The organism is Halomonas rhizosphaerae, from assembly GCF_030010555.1.
GTDB lineage: Bacteria > Pseudomonadota > Gammaproteobacteria > Pseudomonadales > Halomonadaceae > Halomonas > Halomonas rhizosphaerae.
In genome coordinates this window covers 40,560-62,837 of the sequence record NZ_JASCQP010000026.1, presented here as the reverse complement: position 1 = coordinate 62,837, position 22,278 = coordinate 40,560, and the positions used below count along the sequence as shown (strand labels likewise).

Annotated in this window: 19 protein-coding genes; 10 read left to right on the top strand and 9 right to left on the bottom strand. The window is 69.4% G+C overall.

Annotated elements, in window-relative coordinates:
* Window positions 1–81: 81 nt before the first annotated feature.
* On the top strand, window positions 82–696 hold the full coding sequence (locus QLQ83_RS10390; RefSeq protein ID WP_282735458.1) for a cell wall hydrolase: 615 nt from the start codon (window positions 82–84) through the stop codon (window positions 694–696).
* An 8-nt stretch (window positions 697–704) separates the two neighbouring features.
* Here the strand turns inward: QLQ83_RS10390 and QLQ83_RS10385 are convergent, their stop codons facing one another.
* A complete protein-coding gene (locus tag QLQ83_RS10385) occupies window positions 705–2,573 on the bottom strand; it encodes an ABC transporter ATP-binding protein (RefSeq protein WP_282735457.1) in 1,869 nt (622 codons plus the stop codon).
* Between the two features lie 210 nt (window positions 2,574–2,783).
* Entirely contained in the window at window positions 2,784–3,299 is a 516-nt protein-coding gene (locus tag QLQ83_RS10380) for a DUF4231 domain-containing protein (protein WP_282735456.1), read from the bottom strand.
* A gap of 215 nt (window positions 3,300–3,514) precedes the next feature.
* Here QLQ83_RS10380 and QLQ83_RS10375 point away from each other — a divergent pair, with 215 nt between their 5' ends.
* Together QLQ83_RS10375 and QLQ83_RS10370 are read left to right on the top strand one after the other, a co-directional pair.
* A complete protein-coding gene (locus tag QLQ83_RS10375; RefSeq protein WP_282735455.1) occupies window positions 3,515–3,991 on the top strand; it encodes a glycine zipper 2TM domain-containing protein in 477 nt (158 codons plus the stop codon).
* Between the two features lie 10 nt (window positions 3,992–4,001).
* Window positions 4,002–5,039: a hypothetical protein gene (locus tag QLQ83_RS10370; protein ID WP_282735454.1), complete on the top strand. Its 1,038-nt coding sequence runs from the start codon at window positions 4,002–4,004 to the stop codon at window positions 5,037–5,039.
* A 26-nt stretch (window positions 5,040–5,065) separates the two neighbouring features.
* Here QLQ83_RS10370 and QLQ83_RS10365 read toward each other — a convergent pair whose 3' ends face one another.
* Together QLQ83_RS10365 and QLQ83_RS10360 are read right to left on the bottom strand one after the other, a co-directional pair.
* Window positions 5,066–9,328 carry an nSTAND1 domain-containing NTPase gene (locus QLQ83_RS10365; protein WP_282735453.1) on the bottom strand — a complete coding sequence of 1,421 codons (4,263 nt, stop codon included), beginning with the start codon at window positions 9,326–9,328 and terminating at the stop codon, window positions 5,066–5,068.
* 60 nt (window positions 9,329–9,388) lie between these two features.
* Entirely contained in the window at window positions 9,389–9,610 is a 222-nt protein-coding gene (locus QLQ83_RS10360; protein WP_282735452.1) for a hypothetical protein, read from the bottom strand.
* Window positions 9,611–9,837: 227 nt separating this feature from the next.
* Between QLQ83_RS10360 and acsA the strand changes: the two genes are divergently transcribed.
* From acsA to QLQ83_RS10335, 5 genes are read left to right on the top strand one after another with little or no spacing between them, the layout of a single operon-like run.
* On the top strand, window positions 9,838–11,592 hold the full coding sequence (gene acsA, locus QLQ83_RS10355) for an acetate--CoA ligase (protein ID WP_282735451.1): 1,755 nt from the start codon (window positions 9,838–9,840) through the stop codon (window positions 11,590–11,592).
* Window positions 11,589–12,620, top strand: a complete 1,032-nt coding sequence (gene pdhA / locus QLQ83_RS10350; protein WP_282735450.1) for a pyruvate dehydrogenase (acetyl-transferring) E1 component subunit alpha — start codon at window positions 11,589–11,591, stop codon at window positions 12,618–12,620. Before acsA ends, pdhA begins: the two co-directional genes overlap by 4 nt.
* On the top strand, window positions 12,617–13,597 hold the full coding sequence (locus QLQ83_RS10345) for an alpha-ketoacid dehydrogenase subunit beta (RefSeq protein WP_282735449.1): 981 nt from the start codon (window positions 12,617–12,619) through the stop codon (window positions 13,595–13,597). The genes pdhA and QLQ83_RS10345 overlap by 4 nt, the downstream gene beginning before the upstream one ends.
* A 28-nt stretch (window positions 13,598–13,625) precedes the next feature.
* The gene (locus QLQ83_RS10340; RefSeq protein WP_282735448.1) at window positions 13,626–14,858 is read left to right on the top strand and encodes a dihydrolipoamide acetyltransferase family protein; all 1,233 of its coding nucleotides are present in this window, start codon (window positions 13,626–13,628) and stop codon (window positions 14,856–14,858) included.
* Window positions 14,846–15,103 (top strand): acyl carrier protein, encoded by a 258-nt coding sequence (locus QLQ83_RS10335; RefSeq protein WP_282735447.1) that lies wholly within the window; start codon window positions 14,846–14,848, stop codon window positions 15,101–15,103. Before QLQ83_RS10340 ends, QLQ83_RS10335 begins: the two co-directional genes overlap by 13 nt.
* A 70-nt stretch (window positions 15,104–15,173) precedes the next feature.
* Here the strand turns inward: QLQ83_RS10335 and QLQ83_RS10330 are convergent, their stop codons facing one another.
* On the bottom strand, window positions 15,174–16,364 hold the full coding sequence (locus tag QLQ83_RS10330) for a M24 family metallopeptidase (protein WP_282735446.1): 1,191 nt from the start codon (window positions 16,362–16,364) through the stop codon (window positions 15,174–15,176).
* A 150-nt stretch (window positions 16,365–16,514) separates the two neighbouring features.
* Here QLQ83_RS10330 and QLQ83_RS10325 point away from each other — a divergent pair, with 150 nt between their 5' ends.
* A complete protein-coding gene (locus QLQ83_RS10325; RefSeq protein ID WP_282735445.1) occupies window positions 16,515–17,237 on the top strand; it encodes a YebC/PmpR family DNA-binding transcriptional regulator in 723 nt (240 codons plus the stop codon).
* A gap of 119 nt (window positions 17,238–17,356) precedes the next feature.
* A complete protein-coding gene (locus tag QLQ83_RS10320) occupies window positions 17,357–18,040 on the top strand; it encodes a hypothetical protein (RefSeq protein WP_282735444.1) in 684 nt (227 codons plus the stop codon).
* A gap of 167 nt (window positions 18,041–18,207) precedes the next feature.
* On the opposite strand, the gene QLQ83_RS19530 is transcribed toward QLQ83_RS10320, so the two are convergent.
* The 4 genes from QLQ83_RS19530 to ftsH form a co-directional block, all read right to left on the bottom strand.
* Window positions 18,208–18,456 (bottom strand): DUF2279 domain-containing protein, encoded by a 249-nt coding sequence (locus tag QLQ83_RS19530; RefSeq protein ID WP_411971127.1) that lies wholly within the window; start codon window positions 18,454–18,456, stop codon window positions 18,208–18,210.
* Between the two features lie 434 nt (window positions 18,457–18,890).
* Window positions 18,891–19,442 (bottom strand): hypothetical protein, encoded by a 552-nt coding sequence (locus tag QLQ83_RS10315; protein ID WP_282735443.1) that lies wholly within the window; start codon window positions 19,440–19,442, stop codon window positions 18,891–18,893.
* 274 nt (window positions 19,443–19,716) lie between these two features.
* Window positions 19,717–20,151 carry a DUF4399 domain-containing protein gene (locus tag QLQ83_RS10310; protein ID WP_282735442.1) on the bottom strand — a complete coding sequence of 145 codons (435 nt, stop codon included), beginning with the start codon at window positions 20,149–20,151 and terminating at the stop codon, window positions 19,717–19,719.
* 80 nt (window positions 20,152–20,231) lie between these two features.
* The gene (ftsH, locus tag QLQ83_RS10305) at window positions 20,232–22,193 is read right to left on the bottom strand and encodes an ATP-dependent zinc metalloprotease FtsH (protein ID WP_282735441.1); all 1,962 of its coding nucleotides are present in this window, start codon (window positions 22,191–22,193) and stop codon (window positions 20,232–20,234) included.
* Window positions 22,194–22,278 lie beyond the last annotated feature (85 nt).

The window sequence follows — 22,278 nt, the reverse complement described above, 5'->3', positions numbered from 1 at the left end:
CGCGCCGACCCGTCCTGCCGGTACCGAGTATGCTGCCCCGGCACGGCGAGCCCGACGCCCCTGATCGCGAGAGGTACGGCCATGCACCGCCCATGGGTCGCCGCCGCGCTGCTGGCCTTGCTGCTCGCCAGCGGCCCGACCGTCGCCGAGCAGGAGGAGCGGGCGGAGGCCGCCGCCGCCAAGGCCGAGGTGCTGGAGCGGGTCGTCGCCCCCGACGCCCACGCCACCCCGCCCGACGAGCCGATCACCGAACAGGAGGTGCAGGCCGTGGACCCGGCGGGCAGCGATCCGCTGGAGGAGCCGATCACCTGCCTGGCACGCAGCATCTACTGGGAAGCCAAGGGCGTGCCCGGTCGCGACATGGAAGCCGTCGCCAATGTCGTCATGAACCGGCTCGCCCACGAGGGCTTTCCCAACTCGATCTGCGAGGTCGTCACCGAGGGCTCCGAGCAGCCCCCCTGCCAGTTCTCCTGGTGGTGCGACGGGCGCCCGGACGAGATCGTGGAACCCGACGCCTACGAGGTCGCCAGGGAGGTCGCCCGACAGGCGATCAATCAGGAACTGACCGACCACACCGCTGGCGCCCTCTATTTCCACCACCGGACGGTGTCGCCCGACTGGGCAAGCGTCTATCCCCGGACCGCAGAAACGGAGCAGTTCCTCTTCTACCGGCCCGATGACGGCATGGCCCGATAGCACGCCGCTCACTCACCTGCCGTCGCCGCGTCGCGGATATCGAGCCCCAGGAATCCGCCGGACTGACGGCGCCATAGGGCGGCATAGAGGCCGTCCCGGGCTAGCAGCTCGCGATGGGTGCCGCCCTCGATGATGCGCCCCTCGTCGATCACCACCAGGCGGTCGAGCATGGCGATGGTCGAGAGGCGGTGAGCGATGGCGATCACCGTCTTGCCTTCCATGAGCGCATAGAGCTGCTCCTGGATCGCCGCCTCCACCTCGGAATCCAGCGCCGAGGTGGCCTCGTCCAGCACCAGGATCGGCGCGTCCTTGAGCAGCACGCGGGCGATGGCGATGCGCTGGCGCTGGCCGCCGGAGAGCTTGACGCCGCGCTCGCCGACATGGGCGTCCAGGCCGCGGCGGCCCTGAGAGTCGACCAGTGCATCGATGAAGGTGTCGGCATGGGCGCGGCGCACCGCCTCGAGGATGGCCGCCTCGCTGGCCTCGGGACTGCCGTAGCGAATGTTGTCGCGCACCGAGCGGTGCAGCAGCGAGGTGTCCTGGGTCACCATGCCGATGTTGCGCCGCAGCGACTCCTGGGTGACCGCGGCGATATCCTGGCCGTCGATCAGGATGCGGCCGCCCTCCAGATCGTAGAAGCGCAGCAAGAGGTTGGCGAGCGTCGACTTACCGGCCCCCGAGCGACCGATCAACCCCACCTTCTCGCCGGGGGCGATGGTCAGGTCCAGGCCGTCGAACACGCGCACGCCCTCGCCGTCGGGGCGGGCATAGCCGAAGCGCAGCGCCTCGAAGCGGATCTCGCCGCGAGGCACCGCCAGCTCGACGGCGCCGGGCCGGTCGCTGACCGCGGGTTCGCGGGCGATGGTGTTGATACCGTCCTGCACCGTGCCGATGTTCTCGAACAGGCTCGCCACCTCCCAGAGGATCCAGTTGGACATGAAGCGGATGCGCATCACCAGGGCGATGGCCACGGCGATGACGCCCAGCGACACCGCCTCCAGATACCAGGCGCCGATGGCCATGGCGGCGGTGCCGGCCAGCAGCAGCGAGTTGAGCAGGGTCAGGCTCACGGTAAGGCCGGTGGCCAGACGCATCTGGCGGTGCACGGTGACCATGAACGCCTCCATGGCGTCGCGGGCGTAGGCCTGTTCGCGACGGGTGTCGGCGAACAGCTTGATGGTCTGGATGTTGCTGTAGCTGTCGACGATGCGCCCGGTCATCAGCGCCCGGGCGTCGGCCTGCGCCATGGAGACCGCCCGCAGTCGCGGGACGAAGCCCCACATGATGGCGATATAGCCGGCCAGCCAGAGCACCAGGGGCAGCATCAGCCAGGGCTCGGCACTGCCCATCAGCAGCATGGCGCCGGCGAAGTAGATGATCACGTAGACCATCAGGTCCATCAGCTTCATCACCGTCTCGCGGATCGCCAGCGCCGTCTGCATCACCTTCTGGGAGACCCGGCCGGCGAACTCGTCCTGATAGAAGGCCAGGCTCTGGCCGAGCATGTGGCGATGTGCCAGCCAGCGACCGATCATCGGGTAGTTGCCGAAGATGCTCTGGTGGGTCAGCAGCGCCTGCAGCAGCGTCAGCAGCGGCAGGCCGACGACGACCAGCGCCGCCATCCCCGCCAGCCGCCAGCCGTACTCGGCCAGGAAGCCCGCGCGCTCGGCACTCGCCAGCCAGTCGACCAGTTCCCCCATGTAGTGGAAGAACAGCACCTCCGCGGCCGAGACCAGCGCCGTGACAAGCGACATGGCGACCAGCAGACCCAGCACCGGCCGGGAAAAATGCAGGATGAAGGGCAAGAGCCCACGGGGCGGCGTGCCGGTCTCGCCGGAGGGGTAAGGGTCCACCAGGTCTTCGAAAAAGTGGAACATGGCATCACCGGTGGTGGTAGCGGGTGTGGCCCCCGGGACGACGCCCCTGGGAGCCTGTCGGATTGGACCGATCGTCGCGAGAGATTCGGATTTCGAGACAAGTTTATCGATCTGATGAGGCGAATAGCCCGCTATTTAACAAATCAGACCGAATGAAATTGGCCGAAAGACCGGATGCCGCAGCAGATCAGCGTTAAGTCCGACAGGCGCCTAGAGCGGCTTGCCGTCCTTGCGGAGAGCGACGCTCTTCTCGGCGGTACGCACCCAGCGGGCATGCTCGCTGGACACCCGCTCCTCCACCCGTTCCGCGAGCAGGCGTAATGCCTCGGCGCGATCCAGATCACGATAGGGTCCCGCGCCGGCGAGCAGCAGGAACTTCTCGTGCTTCAGGTGCTCGGCCGTGCCACGGTACTGGATCCACAGCGGCCCGAACTGGTTGATCTGCTCGGTGGCCTCGAGAACCGCGATCGAGGCCCCGAGCACTGCCGTCAGCCAGCGGGCGAGCGGCGAATCGGCCATCGAGAGCACCGGGATGGTAGCGGCGAAGGCCACCTGCAGCACGCGCAGGCGCTTGTGCCAACGCCGACAGTGTCGACTGCGCTGTCCATACCAGGCGAGCTGGTCTTCCAGGCGTTGCCACTCGGCGCGCTCGCGCAGGGCAGCGTCGGCCTGGGAACCTTCGGCGCCCGGTGCATCGACGCCACCGGTGATATCGGGATCGTCCACCTCGCCTCCGTTGGCCATCGCCCCTGCCCATGGGGTACGACGGCACCCCTGAAGACAAAGATAGCAGCCCGGCATATCCGACATGGAGCAAGTGCGAGGGGAGTGCAATACTGCTGACAGGGGCATGAGGCCGGCCCCCGGCATTCCAGTCAGGCTTCGGTGATCACGGTGGCGAGTCGTCGCGCAGAAGGCCCGCCACCCCACGGGAGGCCGCCATGGCACTTTCCCTGTCAACTCCCTTGCGCGTGGTGTTCATCATGCTGCTGAGCCTGCTGCTCGGCGGTTGCCAGACGGTCGACTCCAGCCGTTGCGAAGGAATCAGCACCGGGCTTGGCGCCGTCATCGGTGGCGTCATCGGCTCACAGCTGGGCAGTGGGACCGGGCGAACCGCCGCCACCGTCGTGGGTGCCGGACTCGGGGCCTGGATCGGCCGGGAAATCGGCGCGCGAATGACCTGCGAGGACCGCCAGGAAATGAGTACGGTCCTCGACGAGACGCCGGCCGGCGAGTCACGCAGCTGGAGCAACCCGGAGACCGGCAACGTTTACACCATGACGCCGCAGTCCCCCTTCGCAAAGGGTGACCAGCAGTGTCGCCACTTCGAGATGCAGGTCGTGGTCGACGGCGAGCCACGCCGCACCGAGGGTACGGCCTGCCGACGCCCCGACGACCAGGCATGGTCCACCGTCTAGGTGTGTGCTCATGACCATCAACACGGGACATCACCGGTGGACGCGATTTCTCGCCTGCCTGCTTGCTGCCGCGCTGGCTGTCTCACCGCTGGCCACGGCGCAGGACTGGACCGGCCAACGCCTTCCCACCATCCCCGACGACAGCAGCAGCCAGGACGACGTCTCTCCCGACGACATCATCCCTCAGGATGAACCGGACACCACCAGGGACTCGGGAGGGGGTGGCGGCAGCGACTGGACGGTACCGGCGATCGTGGCCGGCACCGCGGCGACGGTGCTGCTGGTTCGCTGGCTGCGGGAGCGCCGTCAGGCTGCGAAGCGACCCACCGCGGACGAGCGCGACAAGCAGGTGAACCTGCAGCAGCAGGGTCCGGAGTTCGCCCCCATATACAACACCAGCGCCTTCGCGGCCATCGGCCTGGTGCAGGGTAATTGGCCATTCGTGCTGGACTTCGCCCATGACGAGCCGGTCATCGTCACCCTGCGCATCAGTGCCCGGGGGGTACCCGATATCTACACCCTGCGCTTCCCCTTTGGAGCGTACGAGACGGGCCACCATCGCCTGCAGTTCCAGCTGCCGCCGGCCTTCGGCGACAGCGAGCGCCCCGCCGCCATCGCCGTGACCGCCACCGACTCGAGCGGCAAGCAGACCGCCCCCTCGTTCCGCGTGCTTGCCCTCGGCTGCGGCCCCCGCGCCGTGGGCTCGGTGGCCATCGAGGAGGTGACGTTCCTGCCGCGTCTGATTCGAGCCCAGGCTCGCGAGCAGGCCTCCTATCGGTTCTTCTCGCGCTCCGACTTCCCCAGTGTCATGGCCGACTTCATGCGCGTGGAACCGGCCGAGGACGGCGAGCGCCACTTCTTCGTCGACGAGGAGCCTATCGACGGCGGGGTGAGCGCCGGACGCAGTATCGAACCGCAACAGTGGGATGGGCGCGACGCCGGACAGCGAATCTCCGCGGGAACGCATCGCCTGAAGATTCGCGCCTGGGCACCGACACGCGGCTGGCTCACCGTCTGGTCGGACTCGCGTGTCGACGTCTCGCCCTGAGGGACCGCCCCCGGGTCCGCCGGCCGTCAGTCATCGGGTGGTGCGAGCTCGGTCGAGAGTCCCCGCCAGGCCGCTGCGGACAGCACCTCCACCTCCCCCGTCGAGGTGAGCCGGGTACCGGTCGATCGCTGCTGACGCAGGGCCGGCCGTTGCGGCGGCGCCACCACCGGCGGCAGCTGCCAGAGGGTGACACGCTCGCCCGAGGTGACCAGCAATCGATGCTCCCTCGCCGTGAAGTCGACATCGATCGCCGGCGGAGAGTGGCCCGCGCCCTGCAAGGCGGGTGTCAGCGGATGCCCGCTGATCGTGTCCCAGAGCCGCAGGCCGCCTCGGCGCTGCCAGCTGAGGACCCGTTCCCCGTCGGGCGTGAACGCGGCGCCGGCGACGTCGCCATCGTGGGCCAGGGACGCGAGCAGGGTGCTGCTGTCGGCCTCCCAGATCCGCACAGTTGCGCCTCCCCAGCTCAGCAGCCTGTCGGTTCCGGCGTGCCGCCGGGCTCCCTGGACGTCCTCGTGAGGGAAGGCCATCTCGTCGTTGCCGATGTCCGGCCAGGCAACGAGGCGCACGACACCATCGTCGCTGGCGACCAGCAGCCGTTCGCCATCGAGCTCGGCATGGCGGACCAGCACGCCCTCGACGAGGGGCGCCGGCGGCGCCGGTGACCCGAGGTCCCACAGCCCCAGGCGGCGATCCTCCCCCCAGGTCAGCAGCCCCTGGCCACCTGCGAAGGCCGCGCCACGCAGGCGGCATTCCACGTCGTCGCCGTGCGCGATCGCCACCGTGCGAGCACTGCCGACCCGCCACAGCCAGGCGGTACAGCCCTGGGTGCCCCAGAACAGCAGCCGGTCGGCGTCGGGACTCCACGCCACGCCGGCCAGCGGATCTTCACCCCGTGTCCCGCCGGGCGCGGCCAGCGCACGGAAGTCCCCCTCCTCCCAGCTCCAGAGGCGCACCTCGCCATCGGCACCCGCGGTCAGGAGGCGGTGCCCGCCGGGGGCAAATGCGGCATACACGGCCTTCGGATCAAGCGGGCGTTCCTCCGGCGCCGCGTCGATGGCCGTCGGCCAGACGTGCAGCCGCCCGTCCAGGGTGACGGCCCTCACCGTCTCCTCGCCCGCCACCAGCGTGGCATCGAGCACGACCGCCGGTAACTGCAGCATCTTCGCGGTCCGGCGGGAAGGCAGCTGCCAGAGGCGCAGGCTGCCATCGCCTCCCCAGCTGAGCAGGCGCTGTCCGTCCTCGCTGATGAAGGCCTCCCTGACCCGCGACGCATGCCGTATCGGCAGCCCCAGCGACTCGCCGTCGTGGCTCGACCAGAGCCGGACGTCGCTCCCGCCCCAGGTCAGCAGGGCATCATCGCGGAAGAAGCGAGCACCGGCCACGGGGCCGTCGAGGGTCGCCACCGGCTCGCCGGTCCCTGTGTCCCAGAGGCGGGCAGGCCCACTTGCCGAGCTCCAGGTGACGAGGCGCCCCCCCTGCAGCACGGGAGGGTCGAGCTCGTCCTTGTGCCGGATCACCGTGCCGACGGAGCGCTGGCCCTCGAGATCCCACAGTCGCGCGGTGCCGCAGGCGCCATGGTTCCAGACCAGCAGGCGACGCTGGGCGTCGAGGAACCGGGCCCCGATGGCCCTCGGGCTGCAGCGCCCCCCCTCGGCCGCGGCCGGCGCGAAGTCCGACATCCCGGGCAGCCACAGCCGGCCATTGTGGTTCCAGAGCACGACCTCGTGCGGCCGGCGTCCGAGCGCCCCGCCGACGACATCACCTCCATGGCGCGCCTCGACCCTGGCGTCATCGACGTGCCAGACCACGGCCTCCCCGCCTCGGGTCCAGATCAACAGGCGCGCCCCATCCGGCGAGATGGCCACGCCGGCGAGGCCGGCGGCATCGCGCCAGCCCCGCAGCGATTGGCCACTGGCCAGGTTCCAGACCCGGGTGTCGCCGGCCGGGGTCGTGGTCACCGCCGTGGTCTCGTCGGTGCCGCCGATCCACACCCTGTCCACCGCCGGCGGAAGTTCGGCCAGCAGGGCACCGCTGCGCCGGTCGCGAATCTCGGCCTGACCGTTGTCGCCATGGAGGACGAACCGGTGCGCCCAGCGCTGCCCTCCCGGGGAAAAGGTCTGTATCCAACGTCGCCCCGCAGACAGGGCGGGCGTCGCGGCAGCATCGTCCCAGGACCAGACCTGGCTGGCGCCGGCGCCACTCCACAGGCGCACGGCGTCCCCGGCGACGTCGCCGGCCTCGAAGTCGGCCATCAGCAGAACTGGCCCCAGATCCGCCGCGCCCGCCAGCCGAGGCCCGCTCCCCGGCCAGGTGCCGGCCCAGTAAGCGCTCGCGCCGCGCTGCGGGTCCAGCGCCAGCTCCGCGACCTGCATGAAGTGGTGGCTCGCCTTGAGAGGGCGCGCATCACGGTCGCGGGCGCTCACCCCATTGGCCCAGTGCAGGTCGGCCAGCCCCTGCCGGGTGAACCGCTCCTGCTGGTGCAACGACCAGGCCAGCCAGGACAGACCGACGACCGCCGACAGCAGGGAGAGCCAGGCCGCGGTGATCCAGGCACGCTTCAGCCGCTCCCGCCGGCGGCACGCCTGGAGGTAGCGGACCTCGATGTCATCGAGGGTGAAGGAGGCCGCCGTGGTGAGCGCCAGGGCGCCTTCCAGGCGACTGCCCCGGTGGACCAGCAGCTCGCCGGGGCGTCCGGCCGCCTCCCACTCGCGGGCGGCGCGACGCAGTGCATCCCGCGTCCGCAGCGCCCCTCGATTGGCCTCCAGCCAGCGGTTGAGCCGACGCCAGACCCGGAACAGCGCCTCATGGGCGACCTCCAGGGTACGCACCCCGTGATCGCTGCCGGCAATCAGTAGGCGAGCCTGGACGAAACGCTCGAGCAGAGGATGGCTCGAGGCGGGCAGCGTCGCCCAGGGCACCACCTGCCGCGTGAAGCGTCCCTCCTCGTCCAGCCGAACCAGATCGAACAGGGCCGCTCGCAGGGCCCGCCGCTGCTCACGGGAGGGCGCGGCGGCGGCGAGCACCGCCTCGGCGGCCTTGGCCACCGAGCCGTGCAAGCCGCCAAGACGGTCCCGGTACTCGGCCAGGGTGAGGCGTCCGTCGGCCCCTCCCGTTTCCCAGAGTTCGCGCAGGGTGAAGGCCAGCAGCGGCAAGGCATCCTGGGTGGCGGTATCCGCCACCATCGCCCGGACCAGACCGGGCTCGAGCTCGAGCCCGGCGAGCTCCGCCGGCCCCTCGATGACCGCCGAGAACCCCTCCACCGACAGCGGCTCCACGGTCACCGGAACCAGGGAGAGGTCACGCCAGGCGGGATGCTCCTGGAGGGCGCCGAGGAAGTCCGAGCGCAGGGTGGCGATACACAGCACGGGAGCACTGGTGTCCTGCAGCACGGGGCGTACGATGCGCATGAACTGCTCGGCCTGGGCCGAGCTCGACAACAGCTCCTCGAGCTGGTCGATGACCAGCACCAGGGTCGAGTGGGCCCTGCCGGGAAATCGTCGCAGCGCGTGCTGCAGCTCGCTCAAGGCGCGGGGATCCGCCTCGGTCAGGGTCGCCAGTGCCGGCAGTGTCCCGACCTCCACCCCGGCCGCGGTCAGTCCGTGCTCGAGCTGCACCGCCAGCTCGTCCAGGGGCCGGTCGCGGGGGCGAATCGGGCCGATCACCGTCCAGGCATCGGGAACGTTTCGCAACCGAGGCATGAGGCCAGCACGTACCAGCGACGACTTGCCGCTGCCCGACGCCCCCAGAAACAGCAGCAGACGCGGCCCGCCGAAGTCGCGCAGCTGATGGAGACGGTCCATCGACTGCTGGATCTCGGCGTCACGGCCGAAGAAGATGGCGGCATCCACCTCCTGGAAGGCCATCAGGCCGGGGTAGGGAGGGCGACTGCGATCCCAGTCGAACACGCTGGTCAGTTCACGGCCCAGCCGCTGGTAGCCCAGCTCGGGCTCCCTGGTCAGGTCGATCACCTGCAGCTCGGCCAGCTGAGGACGCAGGGTGCAGGGCGCGATGCGCACCGGGAAGATCCGCTTGCCGAGGGCGCGGGCATGGCTCAGCTCGGCGAGGCACCAGCAGGAGGTCATGGCCGACTCGCTGCACAGCACGATCAGTGCCTGGCAGGCGCGCAGGTGCCGGTAAAGCTCGGCCTCCCAGTCGCGCCCGGGAGGAATGCCGAGTTCGGGATCAAAGTCCAGAAAGAAGGAGTGGTGCCCCTGCTGCTGCAGCCAGGCCGCCATCTCCCTCGCCGACGAGGCATCGTGACTGCTGTGGCTGATGAAAAGGGTACTCATCGCCTAGCCTCTAACCTCAGCGCCGGGCAATGCTCCCCGGCGCCGGGGGGACTCGGCCGTCTAGGTGTCCTCGAAGGGCAGGGCCCTGACCTCGTCGGGTCCGTGGCGATTGAGGATCTCTTCCGCCTCCGGCTGCGACGTTTCGGGGACGATCACCTTGACCTCGTTGGTCTCCTTGTCGAGGTACAGCTTCTCCCGGGGAAAGCCCTCGGAAATCAGCTCGTCGAAGGCGTTGGCGGCCTTGTCGATGCTGCCATAGGCAGCCGTAACGGTCTGTGTCATGACACCCTCCACTGCAGGGTATGGACTGACCGGCACCGGACGGCACCGGGACGCGACGAGAGGGGCATGCCCCTCCCCTGCCTTCAGTGTAGTTATAGCTGTTCCCTCGCCACCGGCCATGCGATCCGTGCGGCGCTTGTCCCGGATCAAGCCGAGGCCAGGGAAGGCGGGCGGAGCCATGCCCGGGGACTATGCTGGGGAGACATGACGCCACGAGGTCGCCGCGCATGGAGATACTCCGCAAGAGCCGCCGCGAGGCCCGGGAGGCGGTACTGGCCGATTACCCGTCGGCCTGTGCCGGCTTCTCCTGGGACGAGGCGCGGACCTGGCTCGACGGCCTGCCCGGCGAAGGCGGGTTGAACATCGCCCATGAGGCGGTGGATCGCCACGCCACCGGCGAGACCGGCGAGCGCACCGCGATCCGCTGGCTCGGCAAGGCGGGGGCCCGACGCGAGATCCGCTACCGTGAGCTGGCCGAGCTCAGCGCCCGCTTCGCCAACGTGCTCGATGCGTTGGGTGTGGCCCACGGGGCTGGCGTCTTCCTGCTCGCCGGACGTATTCCCGAGCTCTACCTGGCGGTGCTCGGGGCACTGAAGCACGGTGCCGTGGTCACCCCGCTGTTCTCCGCCTTCGGCCCCGAGCCCATCGCGACGCGGATGACGCTCGGCGAGGGGCGGGTGCTGGTGACCACCACCAGCCTCTACCGTCGCAAGGTGGCCCCGATCCGCGACCGGCTAGTGAGCCTCGAGCACGTGCTGGTGGTCCGCGACGACGACCTGGCGTTGCCCGAGGGCACCCGGGAGCTCGGCCCGTTGCTCGAGGCGGCCTCGCCCGACTATGCGATCCCGGCCACGGATCCCGAGCAGCCGGCCCTGCTGCACTTCACCAGCGGCACCACCGGCACGCCCAAGGGGGCGCTCCACGTCCACCAGGCGGTGGTCGCCCACCACGCCACCGCCCGCTTCGCCCTCGACCTGCGCGCGGGCGATGTCTTCTGGTGCACGGCCGACCCCGGCTGGGTGACCGGCACCTCCTACGGCATCATCGCCCCGCTCTCCCTCGGTGCCACCCTGGTCGTCGACGAGGCGGAGTTCGACGCCGAGCGCTGGTACCGGATCCTCGACGAGGAGGCGATCAGCGTCTGGTACACCGCCCCCACCGCGGTGCGGATGATGATGAAGGGCGGCTCGGAGCGGGCCCGTACCCGCGCCTATCCCTCGCTGCGCTTCATCGCCAGCGTCGGCGAGCCGCTCAACCCCCAGGCCGTGCACTGGGGCGTGGAGGCCTTCGGGCTGCCGATCCACGACAACTGGTGGCAGACCGAGACGGGCGGCATCATGATCGCCAACTTCGCCTGCATGGACATCCGCCCCGGCGCCATGGGCAAGCCGCTGCCCGGCATCGAGGCCGCCGTGCTGCGCCACCTGCCCGACGGCGGCGTCGAGCGGGTGACCCACCACGACGAGGAGGGCGAGCTCGCCCTGCGCGTCGGCTGGCCCTCGATGTTCCGCACCTACCTGCACGAGGAGGCGCGCTACCGGCGCTGTTTCGTCGGCGACTGGTACCTCACCGGCGATCTGGCCCGCCGCGACCCCGAGGGCTACTTCTGGTTCGTGGGCCGCGTCGACGACATGATCAAGTCCGCCGGCCACCTGATCGGCCCCTTCGAGGTGGAATCGGCGCTGATGGAGCACCCGGCGGTGGCCGAGGTCGGGGTGATCGGCAAGCCCGACCCGGTGATCGGCGAGATCGTCAAGGCCTTCGTGGCCCTGAAGCCGGGCCATGCGCCCGACGAGGCGCTGCGCCGCGAACTGCTCGGCTTCGCCCGCAAGCGCCTTGGCCCGGCGGTGGCACCCAAGGAGATCGAGATCCAGGCCTCGCTGCCCAGGACCCGCAGCGGCAAGATCATGCGTCGCCTGCTCAAGGCCCGGGAACTGGGCCTGCCGGAGGGTGACACCTCGACCCTGGAGACCTCCCGATGACCGCTTCGCCTCCCCAGGAAGGCCCCGACGCCTCACCCGCCATCGGCGCGGCCGGCCTGGATGACCCCGACCGGGCTCGGGCGCTGATGTGGCAGATGATCCGCATCCGTCGCTTCGAGGAGAAGTGCGCGGAGCTCTACAGCGCCGGCAAGATCCGCGGCTTCCTGCACCTCTACATCGGCGAGGAGGCGATCGCCGCCGGCGCCATGCCGGCGCTGGCCGAGCGGGACACGGTGCTGGCCACCTACCGAGAGCACGGCCATGCCCTGGCCCGCGGCATCCCTGCCGGGGCGATCATGGCCGAGATGTTCGGCAAGCAGGAGGGCTGCAGCCGCGGCCGCGGCGGCTCCATGCACCTGTTCGACGTCGAGTGGCGCTTCATCGGCGGCAGCGCCATCGTGGGGGGCGCCCTGCCGCTGGCGGTGGGCTATGCCCTGGCCGACCGGCTGGCCGGTCGCGACAGCGTCACCGCCTGCTTCTTTGGCGACGGCGCCGTGGCCGAGGGGGAGTTCCACGAGTCGCTCAACCTCGCCACCCTATGGCAGCTGCCGGTGCTCTTCCTGTGCGAGAACAACCGCTACGCCATGGGCACCGCGCTCGAGCGCCACCAGTCCCAGGTCGACCTCGCCGCCAAGGCCGCCGCCTACCGCCTGCCCAGCGAGTCGGTGGACGGCATGGACGTGGTGGCGGTAGCCCGGGCCACCGAGGCGGCGGTCGACCGGGTGCGCGCGGGACAGGGACCGATGTTCCTCGAGTACCGCACCTACCGCTTCCGCGCCCACTCGATGTTCGACCCCGAGCACTACCGCGACAAGGCGGAGGTTGAGCGATGGAGGCAGCGCTGCCCCGTCGAGACCTTCGCCCGGGACGCGGTGGCCTGCGGGCTGCTCGCCGCCACGGTGCGCGACGAGGTCGAGCGCGAGGTGGCCGAGGAGGTCGACGCTGCCGTGGCCTTCGCCGAGGCGGGTACCTGGGAGCCGGTGGAGCATCTCTGCCGCGACGTCTATGCCCGGGAGGTGCGGCCATGACCACGCAGACGATCGCCTACCGCGAGGCCCTGCGCCAGGGGCTGCGTGCGGCGCTGGCCGACGACGAGCGGGTCTTCCTGATGGGCGAGGACGTGGGCCGCTACGGCGGCACCTATGCGGTCAGCCACGGCCTGCTGGAGGAATTCGGCGAGGCGCGCATCCGCGACACCCCGCTCTCCGAGTCGACCTTCACCGGGGCCGGCATCGGCGCGGCGCTCAACGGCATGCGCCCCATCGTCGAGATCATGACGGTAAACTTCAGCCTGCTGGCCCTCGACCAGATTATCAACAATGCCGCCACCCTGAGGCACATGTCCGGTGGACAGCTCAACGTGCCGCTGGTGATCCGCATGACCACCGGCGGCGGCCGCCAGCTCGCCGCCCAGCACTCCCACAGCCTGGAGGGCTGGTATGCCCATATCCCGGGACTGCGCATCGTCGCCCCGGCGACCCACGAGGACGCCCGCGGCATGCTGCTCGCCGCCCTGGAGGACCCCGACCCGGTGTTGATCTTCGAGCACGCCCTGCTGCTGAACGTCGAGGGGACGGTCGAGGGCGAGCCACGCCCCATGGAACTCGACCATGCCGCGATCCGCCGCGAGGGCGGCCAGGTCAGCCTGATCACCTACGGCGGCATGCTGCACAAGACGCTGGCGGCCGCCGACCAACTGGCCGCAGAGGGCATCGACACCGAGGTGCTCGACCTGCGCACCCTGCGTCCACTGGACGACGCGGCGATCATGGCCAGCGTGGCGAAGACCCACCGGGTGGTGGTGATCGACGAGGGCTGGCGCAGCGGCAGCCTGTCGGCCGAGATCATCACCCGCATCAACGAGCAGGCCTTCTTCGAGCTGGATGCCCCGCCGGTGCGGGTCTGCACCCAGGAGGTGCCGATCCCCTACGCCAGGCACCTCGAGGATGCGGCGATCCCCCAGGTCGAGGACATCGTCGCCGCCGTCCACCGGCTGCTCGGATGATGGCAAGGCCCGCAGGAGAGACGCACCCATGAGCGAGTTCCGCATGCCCTCGCTGGGCGCCGACATGGAGAGTGGCACCCTGGTCGAGTGGAACATCCGGCCCGGCGAACGGGTCGAGCGCGGGCAGATCGTCTGCGTGGTCGAGACCCAGAAGGGGGCTATCGACGTGGAGATCTGGGAGGCCGGCACCGTGGAGCGGCTGGTGGCGGAGGAAGGCCAGAAGGTCCCGGTGGGCGAGGTGCTGGCGGTGATCCTTGGCGATGGCGAAAAAGACGAAGGCGGAAAAGCCGAGGACGACGGCCGGGAGACACCGGCCGAGCGCCCCACCCCCGAAGCGTCCCAGGCGCCTTCGCCCCGGGCACCCGACCTCTCGCCGCCGCCCACGACGGCGACGCCGGACGTGGCATCTTCCGGCGTGCGGCTGCGCATCTCCCCGGCCGCTCGCAGGCGGGCCGCCGAGCTGGGCCTCGACCCGGCAGGCGTGAACAGCAGCGGTATCGACGGCAGCATCACCCTGGAGGATATCGAACGCGCGGCACAGGCAGCCCAAGGTGGCCAGTCCACCCGGGCAGTCGCCACGACCGACGCCCACGCCGCCATGCGCCAGGCCATCGCCACCGCCATGGCACGCTCCAAGCGCGAGATCCCCCACTACTACCTGGGCAACACCCTCTGCGTGGAGCCGGCCCTGGCCTGGCTCGAGACCCATAACGCCGAGCGCCCGGTGACCGAGCGGCTAATCTTCCCGGTGCTGCAGCTGCGCGCCGTGGCGCTGGCACTCGAGGCGGTGCCGGAACTCAACGGCTGGTTCGTCGACGATGCCTTCCAGCCGGCCGAGGGGGTGCACCTGGGAGTGGCCATCGCCCTGCGCGGCGGCGGGCTGGTGGCCCCGGCACTGCACGACGCCGACCGGCTCGCGCCGGACGTCATGATGGCCGCGCTGCGCGACCTGCTGACCCGCGCCCGAAAGGACCGGCTGCGAAGCTCCGAGCTCACCGCGGCCGGCCTCACGGTCACCAACCTGGGCGACCTGGGCGTGGAGAGCGTCCAGGGCGTCATCTACCCGCCCCAGGTGGCGCTGGTCGGCTTCGGGCGCATCGCCGAACGGCCCTGGGTCCGCGACGGCCAGGTGGTGGCCGCCCGCTGCCTTCACGCCTCGCTGGCCGCCGACCACCGGGTCACCGACGGCGCCCTCGGCGCGCGCTTCCTGACCCGACTCACCGACCTGCTGACGGAGCCCGAGCGCCTATGGCCAACCTGAGCCGCGACACCCTCCGCGAGACCGTCATCGACGCCATCCTGGCGGTGGCTCCCGAGGCCGATATCGACGCCCTGCCCCCCGACCGCCCCTGGCGGGAGGCGCTGGAGATCGACTCCTTCGACTTCCTCAACATCCTGGTCGACCTCGAGAAGCGCCTCGGCGTCAGCGTGCCGGAAAGCGACTACCACGAGCTCGCCACCCTGGAGGGGCTGATCGACTACCTGGAGAGGCGGCTCGCCGGCTGAGCCAGTGCCACTCCAGTACCCCTGGCGACGAGGCCCGCGGCGGATATCCGCCGCGGGCCTCATCCCCTACTCAACCGGGACGCTCGGCCAGCTGCCAGTCGTTGTCGGTGAGCGGCTGACCACCCTCGGGCGTGACCCGCACGGTGTCGCTCAGGCCGATGCCCCACTGCCCCGGCAGGCGCAGGCAGAGCGGCAGGTGGAAGACCATGTCCTCGGCGAACTCGCGATGCTGGCCGCGGGCGATGTAGCCGGTGCCCTCGACCCAGCTGGGCGGGAACTGGGCGCCCACCGCATAGCCGAACACCCCCGAGAAGAACACGCGGTCGACGTGGGGGGCGAGCACTGCCTCCGCGGCCCGGGCGGCATCGTCGAAGCTGTTGCCGGGGCGCATCGCCGCGGTCAGTGCCTCGAACATCTCGCGGCAGACATCGCGCAGCGCCTGCATCTCGGCGCTCGCCCGGCCGGCCACGGCCGTGCGCATCATCGGCGCGGTATAGCGGTGGAAGGCCGAGCCGAACTCCAGGAACACCGGCTCGTCCGCGGCGATCACGTGGCGCTTGTGGTTGACGTGGATGACGCTGATGCGCCGGCCGGTGGTGACGATGGGCTGCAGGCTCATGAACTCGCTGCCGGCCGCCAGCAGCGCCCGGCTGCCCTCCGCCGCGACGTCGTTGTCGGTGATCCCGGGCGCGATGACCTCGATGGCCGCCCGCAGGCCGGCGGCGGTGATCCGCGCGCTCTCGCGCAGGCACTCGAGCTCCGCCGGCGTCTTGACGATGCGGATGCGGTCGAGCAGCTCGCCGCCGTCGTCGCGGAAGCGCCCGCTGCCAAGGCGTGCCTGCAGTTCGCGGATCACGCCGAAGCGCAGGCCGGCCCCGAAGAGGTCCAGGCCGATGGCATGGTAGGGGACGAGGATCTCGGCCAGCGGCGCGATCACCTCCTCGATGCCCTCCCAGCGATAGCCCAGGATCTCGTCCACCGTGGCGGTGACCACGGCCGGGCCGGTCTCGATGGAGGGCACCTGCAGAACCAGGCGGTCGGCCGTGACCACCAGGCAGGTGTACACCGAGACCTCGAAGGTGTGATAGCCGGTCAGGTAGAAGATGTCGGCGGGGTCGGTCAGCAGCAGCGCCTCGAGCCCGGCTCCCTGCATGGCCTGTCTCACGCGGCGACGACGCGCCGTGAACTCCTCGGGGGCAAAGGGCAGCTCGCTCTCGGCGAGGCAGTCGGCCAGCGCATGGCGGTAGGCGTGATGATCCATCGGGTGACGCTCCTGGGTGAACGAGACTCCCTGCCAGTGTAGCCATGACGGGCGTCGGGTCCCCCCGGAATCGCGGCAAAATATCCCTGTTCGCCTCCGCCCCGGTTTCGTAGAATCCAGCCTCGTGTTTCGACGCCACAGGACAATGCAATGGGCAGGGCCTTCCAGAACCGCAAGGAATCCATGGCCAAGACGGCCGCCGCCAAGACCAAGGTGTACAGCAAGTACGGCCGCGAGATCTACGTCTGCGCCAAGCAGGGTGGCACCGACCCCGCCGGCAACCTGGCCCTGCGCGGCCTGATCGAGCGCGCCAAGAAGGACCAGGTCCCCAGCCACGTGATCGACAAGGCCCTGGACAAGGCGTCCGGCGTGGGCGGCGAGGACTTCTCGCCGGCCCGCTACGAGGGCTTCGGGCCGGGCAACTGCATGGTCATCGTCGAGTGCCTGACCGACAACCCGAACCGCACCTTCGGCGACGTGCGCGCCTGCTTCAACAAGGCCAAGAGCAAGCTCGGCACCCCTGGCAGCGTCAGCCACATGTTCGACCACTGCGCCATCCTCGTCTTCCCCGGCGATGACGAGGAGGCCACGCTCGAGGCACTGATGGAAGCCGATGTCGACGTCACCGACATCGAGAGCGAGGGGGGCCATGTCACCGTCTTCGCCCCTCATACCGAGTACGCCAAGGCCAAGCAGGCGCTGCTCGACGCCTTCGGCGAGCTCGACTTCGAGGTCGACGAGATCCAGTTCGTGCCCCAGACCGTGACCCCGGTCGAGGGCGACGACGTGGCGATGTTCGAGAAGCTGATCGACACCCTCAACGACCTGGACGACGTGCAGAACGTCTTCCACAACGCTGAATTCCCCGAGTAGGCATAACACGCCGCCGGCGGACAGAGCCGGCACCATGCTCGCAGTCTATACTCAGGAGAATCGCCAGTACCCTCGGCGTTGCGCTCAGCTGTCATGTGCCTGAGCATGAGGAAACCCATATGCTGGTAACCCAGAGGAAGGCGAAGGCCCTGCTGGGAGATAGCTTGGTGCTGCGCATCGATCCGCGCCGGCTGACCCGTAAGGTCAACTGCCAGAAGCCCATCGCGAAGCGTATCGAGGACTGGCTCACACCGGCTCCACGTGCGATGTGCAAGTCCCTCACCCTGCCGATCCGCATTTTCCATCCCTTCGCCGTGGGCGAGCGCTGGTTCCCCGTCTCCAGTCCACTAGAGTCAATCGACAAGTACGCAAAGGTACAGGACCTGCTCGAGCATCGCGACGACTACCGGCAAAGCCGCTGGTACGGGCACCTCCGTGACGAGTTGCGGAGCTGTGGCGTCACCCGTCACAAGGGAATCGTCATGCAAAGCGAAACGGAGATCGCGGACTTCTTCGAGGAGTACCTGGGCGAACTGATTCGTAGCATGGCGAGCACCGGATATCGGGATGACCGGGGTGCGGACATCGGCACGGCGTTGATCGGTTGTGACGGAGCCCTCTATAAGGGCACCTCAGGCACCCACCGCTTCTACGCGGCGCGTCTGCTAGGTGTTTCGCCCGTGCCCCTGCGGATCATCTGTGTGCACCGTGGCTGGCTGTCGTCACTCGGCCTGCCGGCCAGTGCCGCAGGGATCGCCCGGCTAGGCGAGGCGCTGCGCCAGGTGGAACGGTGCCATCGGTGACACGACCGACCCGCCCGCCTGCCGGCTACTCAGGGCGGTAGCGGCCAGACAGTGCCCGGCACCTGCACATATTGAAAGACACGCCGCACTCCCGCCGGGGCACCCATCCGGCCCAGCAACAGCGGCACATGCAGCCCCACGCCGCCGAAGGGATGGCGCAGGCGCAGCTACTCGAGCCTCACCCCAGCCATGTTGACCACCTGATCCTCCCAGCTGAAGCCGTGGTCCGGGGATAAGCCATCGCCCAGTTCCACCGTGGTGGTCAACAGCAGGCCGCTGAACGCCCCCAGGCGGGCCCTCGTTCTCGTCGGAGCCCCAGCGCCAGTAGAGGCTCGCGGCGATCGCCGTGAAAACCGCCCGGTATAGGCATGCCCCAGCTTGTCGGCGCCCCCGAAGCGGTGTCGCGGCCGAACCACACCTCGCTTTCAGTGCGAAAGCTCTACCCGCCCCATTTCAGAGGCCGACGCCGTAGACGGTGACGCCACCGACGATGGCCCTTTGGGCCACCTCGCCTTGCGTTCTCGGCTCCCGCCATCCGCCTCGCCGTCGGTCCAGCCCACTGCCAGCAACGCCGACGCCGGCCAAGGGCTGACCCTCCGCCCACCTGCGCGCCATGCCACAATTGCCCATCTCCTCATCCCGCCGACCCTTCCAGGCCGAACTCGCCCGCTTCATCAAGATGATGACCGCACACTACGAGATGCTCAATGCCGTTCCCACCTTCATCTGGTAGGGAGATCGCTGGTGGAAATCGGCGTCGCCTTGGCCAGCGCGCCCGGGTGGTGATGGCCGTCAGCGACCGACGCGGCGGCCACTGACGGTTGGAGATAGCGCGACCGCGGCAGCTGCCTCAGTCACGCGCCCCCACGGGGATCATCAGGTGCTGGTAGTCCGTGCCTTTCCACATCACGTAGGGCCCGCCGCTGTGGGGGTCGGTCGGGTAGGCCTCCAGCAGCTCCGCCGGGGCGATAAGCATCAGGTGCGGCCCCTCCTCGACCCACTCGTTGTCATCCGTGGGCCCCTCGGCGTAGGGGTCGACGTTGCTCGCCCCCTCGTCGCCGGCCAGCATGTAGGCGATGCCCATCGACTCGGCCTCGAACGGCTCCTTGTTCTGCCAGGCCTGTCCCCACTCCTGCCAGGCCTCGTCGAGGCACAACGGCGCCGTCCCGGTCATGCTCGGCGGCGTCGGCATGCAGGTATAGCCGTTCGCGCCCTCCTTGAGCACGTTGCCTTCCCAGTCGACCACCTGGGCACCTTCCGCCATGCCCGGCCAGGCGGCCGCCAGGGCATCGTCGATCTTCGCCTGGTCGGCCACGGCCACGCCGTACCCCGCCAGACTCGCCAGCAGGACGGCAAGGCCAGACCCGGCCATCCGCTGCATACCGTCATTCAGGTTCATCATTGTCGTTGTCCTCCCAGTGCGGGAGGGAGCATCGCGGCGGTGGCCACGCGTTCAATCAGGTCACCGCCAGCAGGGCATACGCCCTCCCGGAACTCCGGAGTCCTCCCTGAGCCGCTTCACCTTCCAGTGCACCCCCAGTACAGTTCCGCGGGGCTGCGACTGCCAGCCGGAAGCGGGAAAATCAGTCGAGGGGGTCAGGCGACGTCATCACACAGGGCAGATGTCTGATGGCTGAGGGGAGACGGGCGCCGCGGGAGCGCCCGGCTCGGGTGGATCACTCCACCGTGATGGTGATGGGGTCGGAGGTGACCGGCGGGTCGAAGCTGACATGGTTGGCATCCATGAACAGCAGCTGCAGGGTATGCTCGCCGGATTCGAGTTCCAGGGTGGTCTCGGTCTGGCCGCCGCCGAAGTGGCGCATCGCGTCATTGGCCGGCAGGGGCTGGTCGAGATCCACCTCGTCCAGCGGCGTGTCGACCAGCAGGTGGTGGTGGCCGGTGCCCTCGGCCTGGGTGCCGGCAGGCGCCACGCCCATGCCCTTGAGCCCCATGCGCACGGTCAGCGGGCTCTCGACGGTGGCCCCCGCCTCCGGCGAGATGAAGTAGACTTCGGTCCCTTCCGGGGCCGAGGCGCGTTCCATCTGGGCCAGGGCCGAACCGGCCAGCAGCACGCCGCCCGCCAGGGCCAGGCCCGCTATCCACTTGTTCATTGGCGTCTCCTCGTCGATGAGCGGGGTCGCCCGCCTCGGGCGACGCTCGCCTACAGCGTAGTCGAGCCAGGCATGGAGCGTCACGGCTGGCCGGATGCGCTGCCGAGCAGGTCACGGATCGCCTCGGCCTCCAGGGTTTCCTGCTTCTCCAGGGCCGAGGCCAGGGTCTCCAGGTCGCTTCGATGGGCTTCGAGGAGCTCACGACCGCGCGCCTCGAGGTCGGTCAATAGCCGCTGTATCTCCTCATCGACCAGCCCCGCCATGGCTTCGCTGTGTTCGCGGGACTGGGCAATCTCCTTGCCCAAGAAGACATGCTCCTGACTCTGGGCGAACATGACCGGCCCGATGCGCTCGCTCATCCCCCAGCGTGCCACCATGCGACGTGCCAGCTGCGTGGCCTGCTCCAGGTCATTCTCGGCGCCGCTCGACACCTCTCCGAAGACGATGGACTCCGCCAGGCGGCCGCCGAACATCACGGTGATGCGGTCCCGGAGATAGGCTTCGCCATGGTTGTAGCGCTCCTCGTCGGGCACTTGAGCGGTCACGCCCAGGGCGCGTCCCCGTGGCAGCACCGTGACCTTTTCGAGAGGGTCGGCCTTGGGCAGCAGGTAGGCGAGCAGCGCATGGCCCGACTCGTGGTACGCCACGATGTGGCGCTCGCGCTCGGAGAGGCCGGCATCCTTGGCCTCGCCCAGCAGCAGGCGGTCGCGGGCCGCCGAGAAACAGGCCCAGTCCACCGCCTGCTGGTCATTGCGGCCCGCCTGAAGGGCGGCCTCATTGGCCAGGTTGGCCAGGTCCGCCCCCGAGAAGCCGATGGTGATCTCGGCCAGCCGCTCGAGATCGACGTCATCGGCCAACGGCATGTCGCGCGTATGAACGCGCAGGATATCCCGGCGCGCCTCGCGATGCGGATTCTCCAGGGTGACCTTGCGATCGAAGCGGCCCGGCCGCAGCAGGGCCGAATCCAGCACGTCCGGGCGGTTGGTGGCGGCCAGGACGACGACGGACTCATCGGCCTGGAAACCGTCCATCTCGGAGAGAATCTGGTTGAGGGTCTGCTCGCGTTCATCGTGACCGCCCCCCATGCCGGCGCCTCGGGAGCGACCGATGGAATCCAGCTCATCGATGAAGATGACCGCCGGCGCCTGCTCCTTGGCCTGCTTGAAGAGATCACGGACGCGCGACGACCCGACGCCCACGAACATCTCGATGAACTCCGAGCCGCTGATGCTGAAGAACGGCACGTCGGCCTCGCCGGCTACCGCCTTGGCCATAAGTGTCTTGCCCGTGCCCGGCGGGCCCATCATCAGGATGCCACGGGGGATCTTGGCCCCCAGCGCCTGGAAGCGTGCCGGCGCCTTGAGAAACTCGACCACCTCGAGCACTTCGCGTTTCGCATTCTCCGAGCCAGCCACATCGCTCAGGCGCACCTGGCTCTCTTCACTGCTCACCCGCCGGGCGCTGGACTTGCCCATATTGAAGAGCCCGCCGCCCGACATGGCACGCTGCTGCATCCGGTTCCAGAACCAGAACAGCAGGCCCAGGATCAGGATCCAGGGCAGAGCGCCGACGAGAATGCGCTGCCACCAGGGCGGATCGATGGGTTCGGCGTCGATGCGCACGCCATTCGCCTCGAGACGCTCGAGCAGGCGCTCGCCCTCGACATCCGGACGCGTGGACTCGAAGCCCTCGGCCTCGCCGAGGTCCCGTGCTTCGAGACCTGCATCGTTGAAGGAGCCTTCCACCGACTGGCCACGCAGCGTGACCGAGTCGACGTGACCCTGGTCCACGGCCGTCAGGAATTCGGAGTAGGTGAGCTCGGCCTGCGGGTGACGCTGGGCCGAATCGAGATAGTGGAACAGCAGCACGATGGCCAGTGCGATCCAGATGAAGAGCCACCACTGCCGACGGGAGGGCTGGACCTCTTCGGGGTACCAGAGGGGCGAACGCTTGGGTCTGTTGCGGTGCTGGTCGGAGGAGGAGGAGTCGTTATCGCGTCGGGTCATGGTGGGCTCGGCGATGTGGCGTGTCTTCCAGAACATGCCGATACCCAAAGGGGATTACAAGGATATTAGGCCGTCACGGTGATCGCCTCGGAGACCGCTGGCGATGGAAGCTCATGTCGCG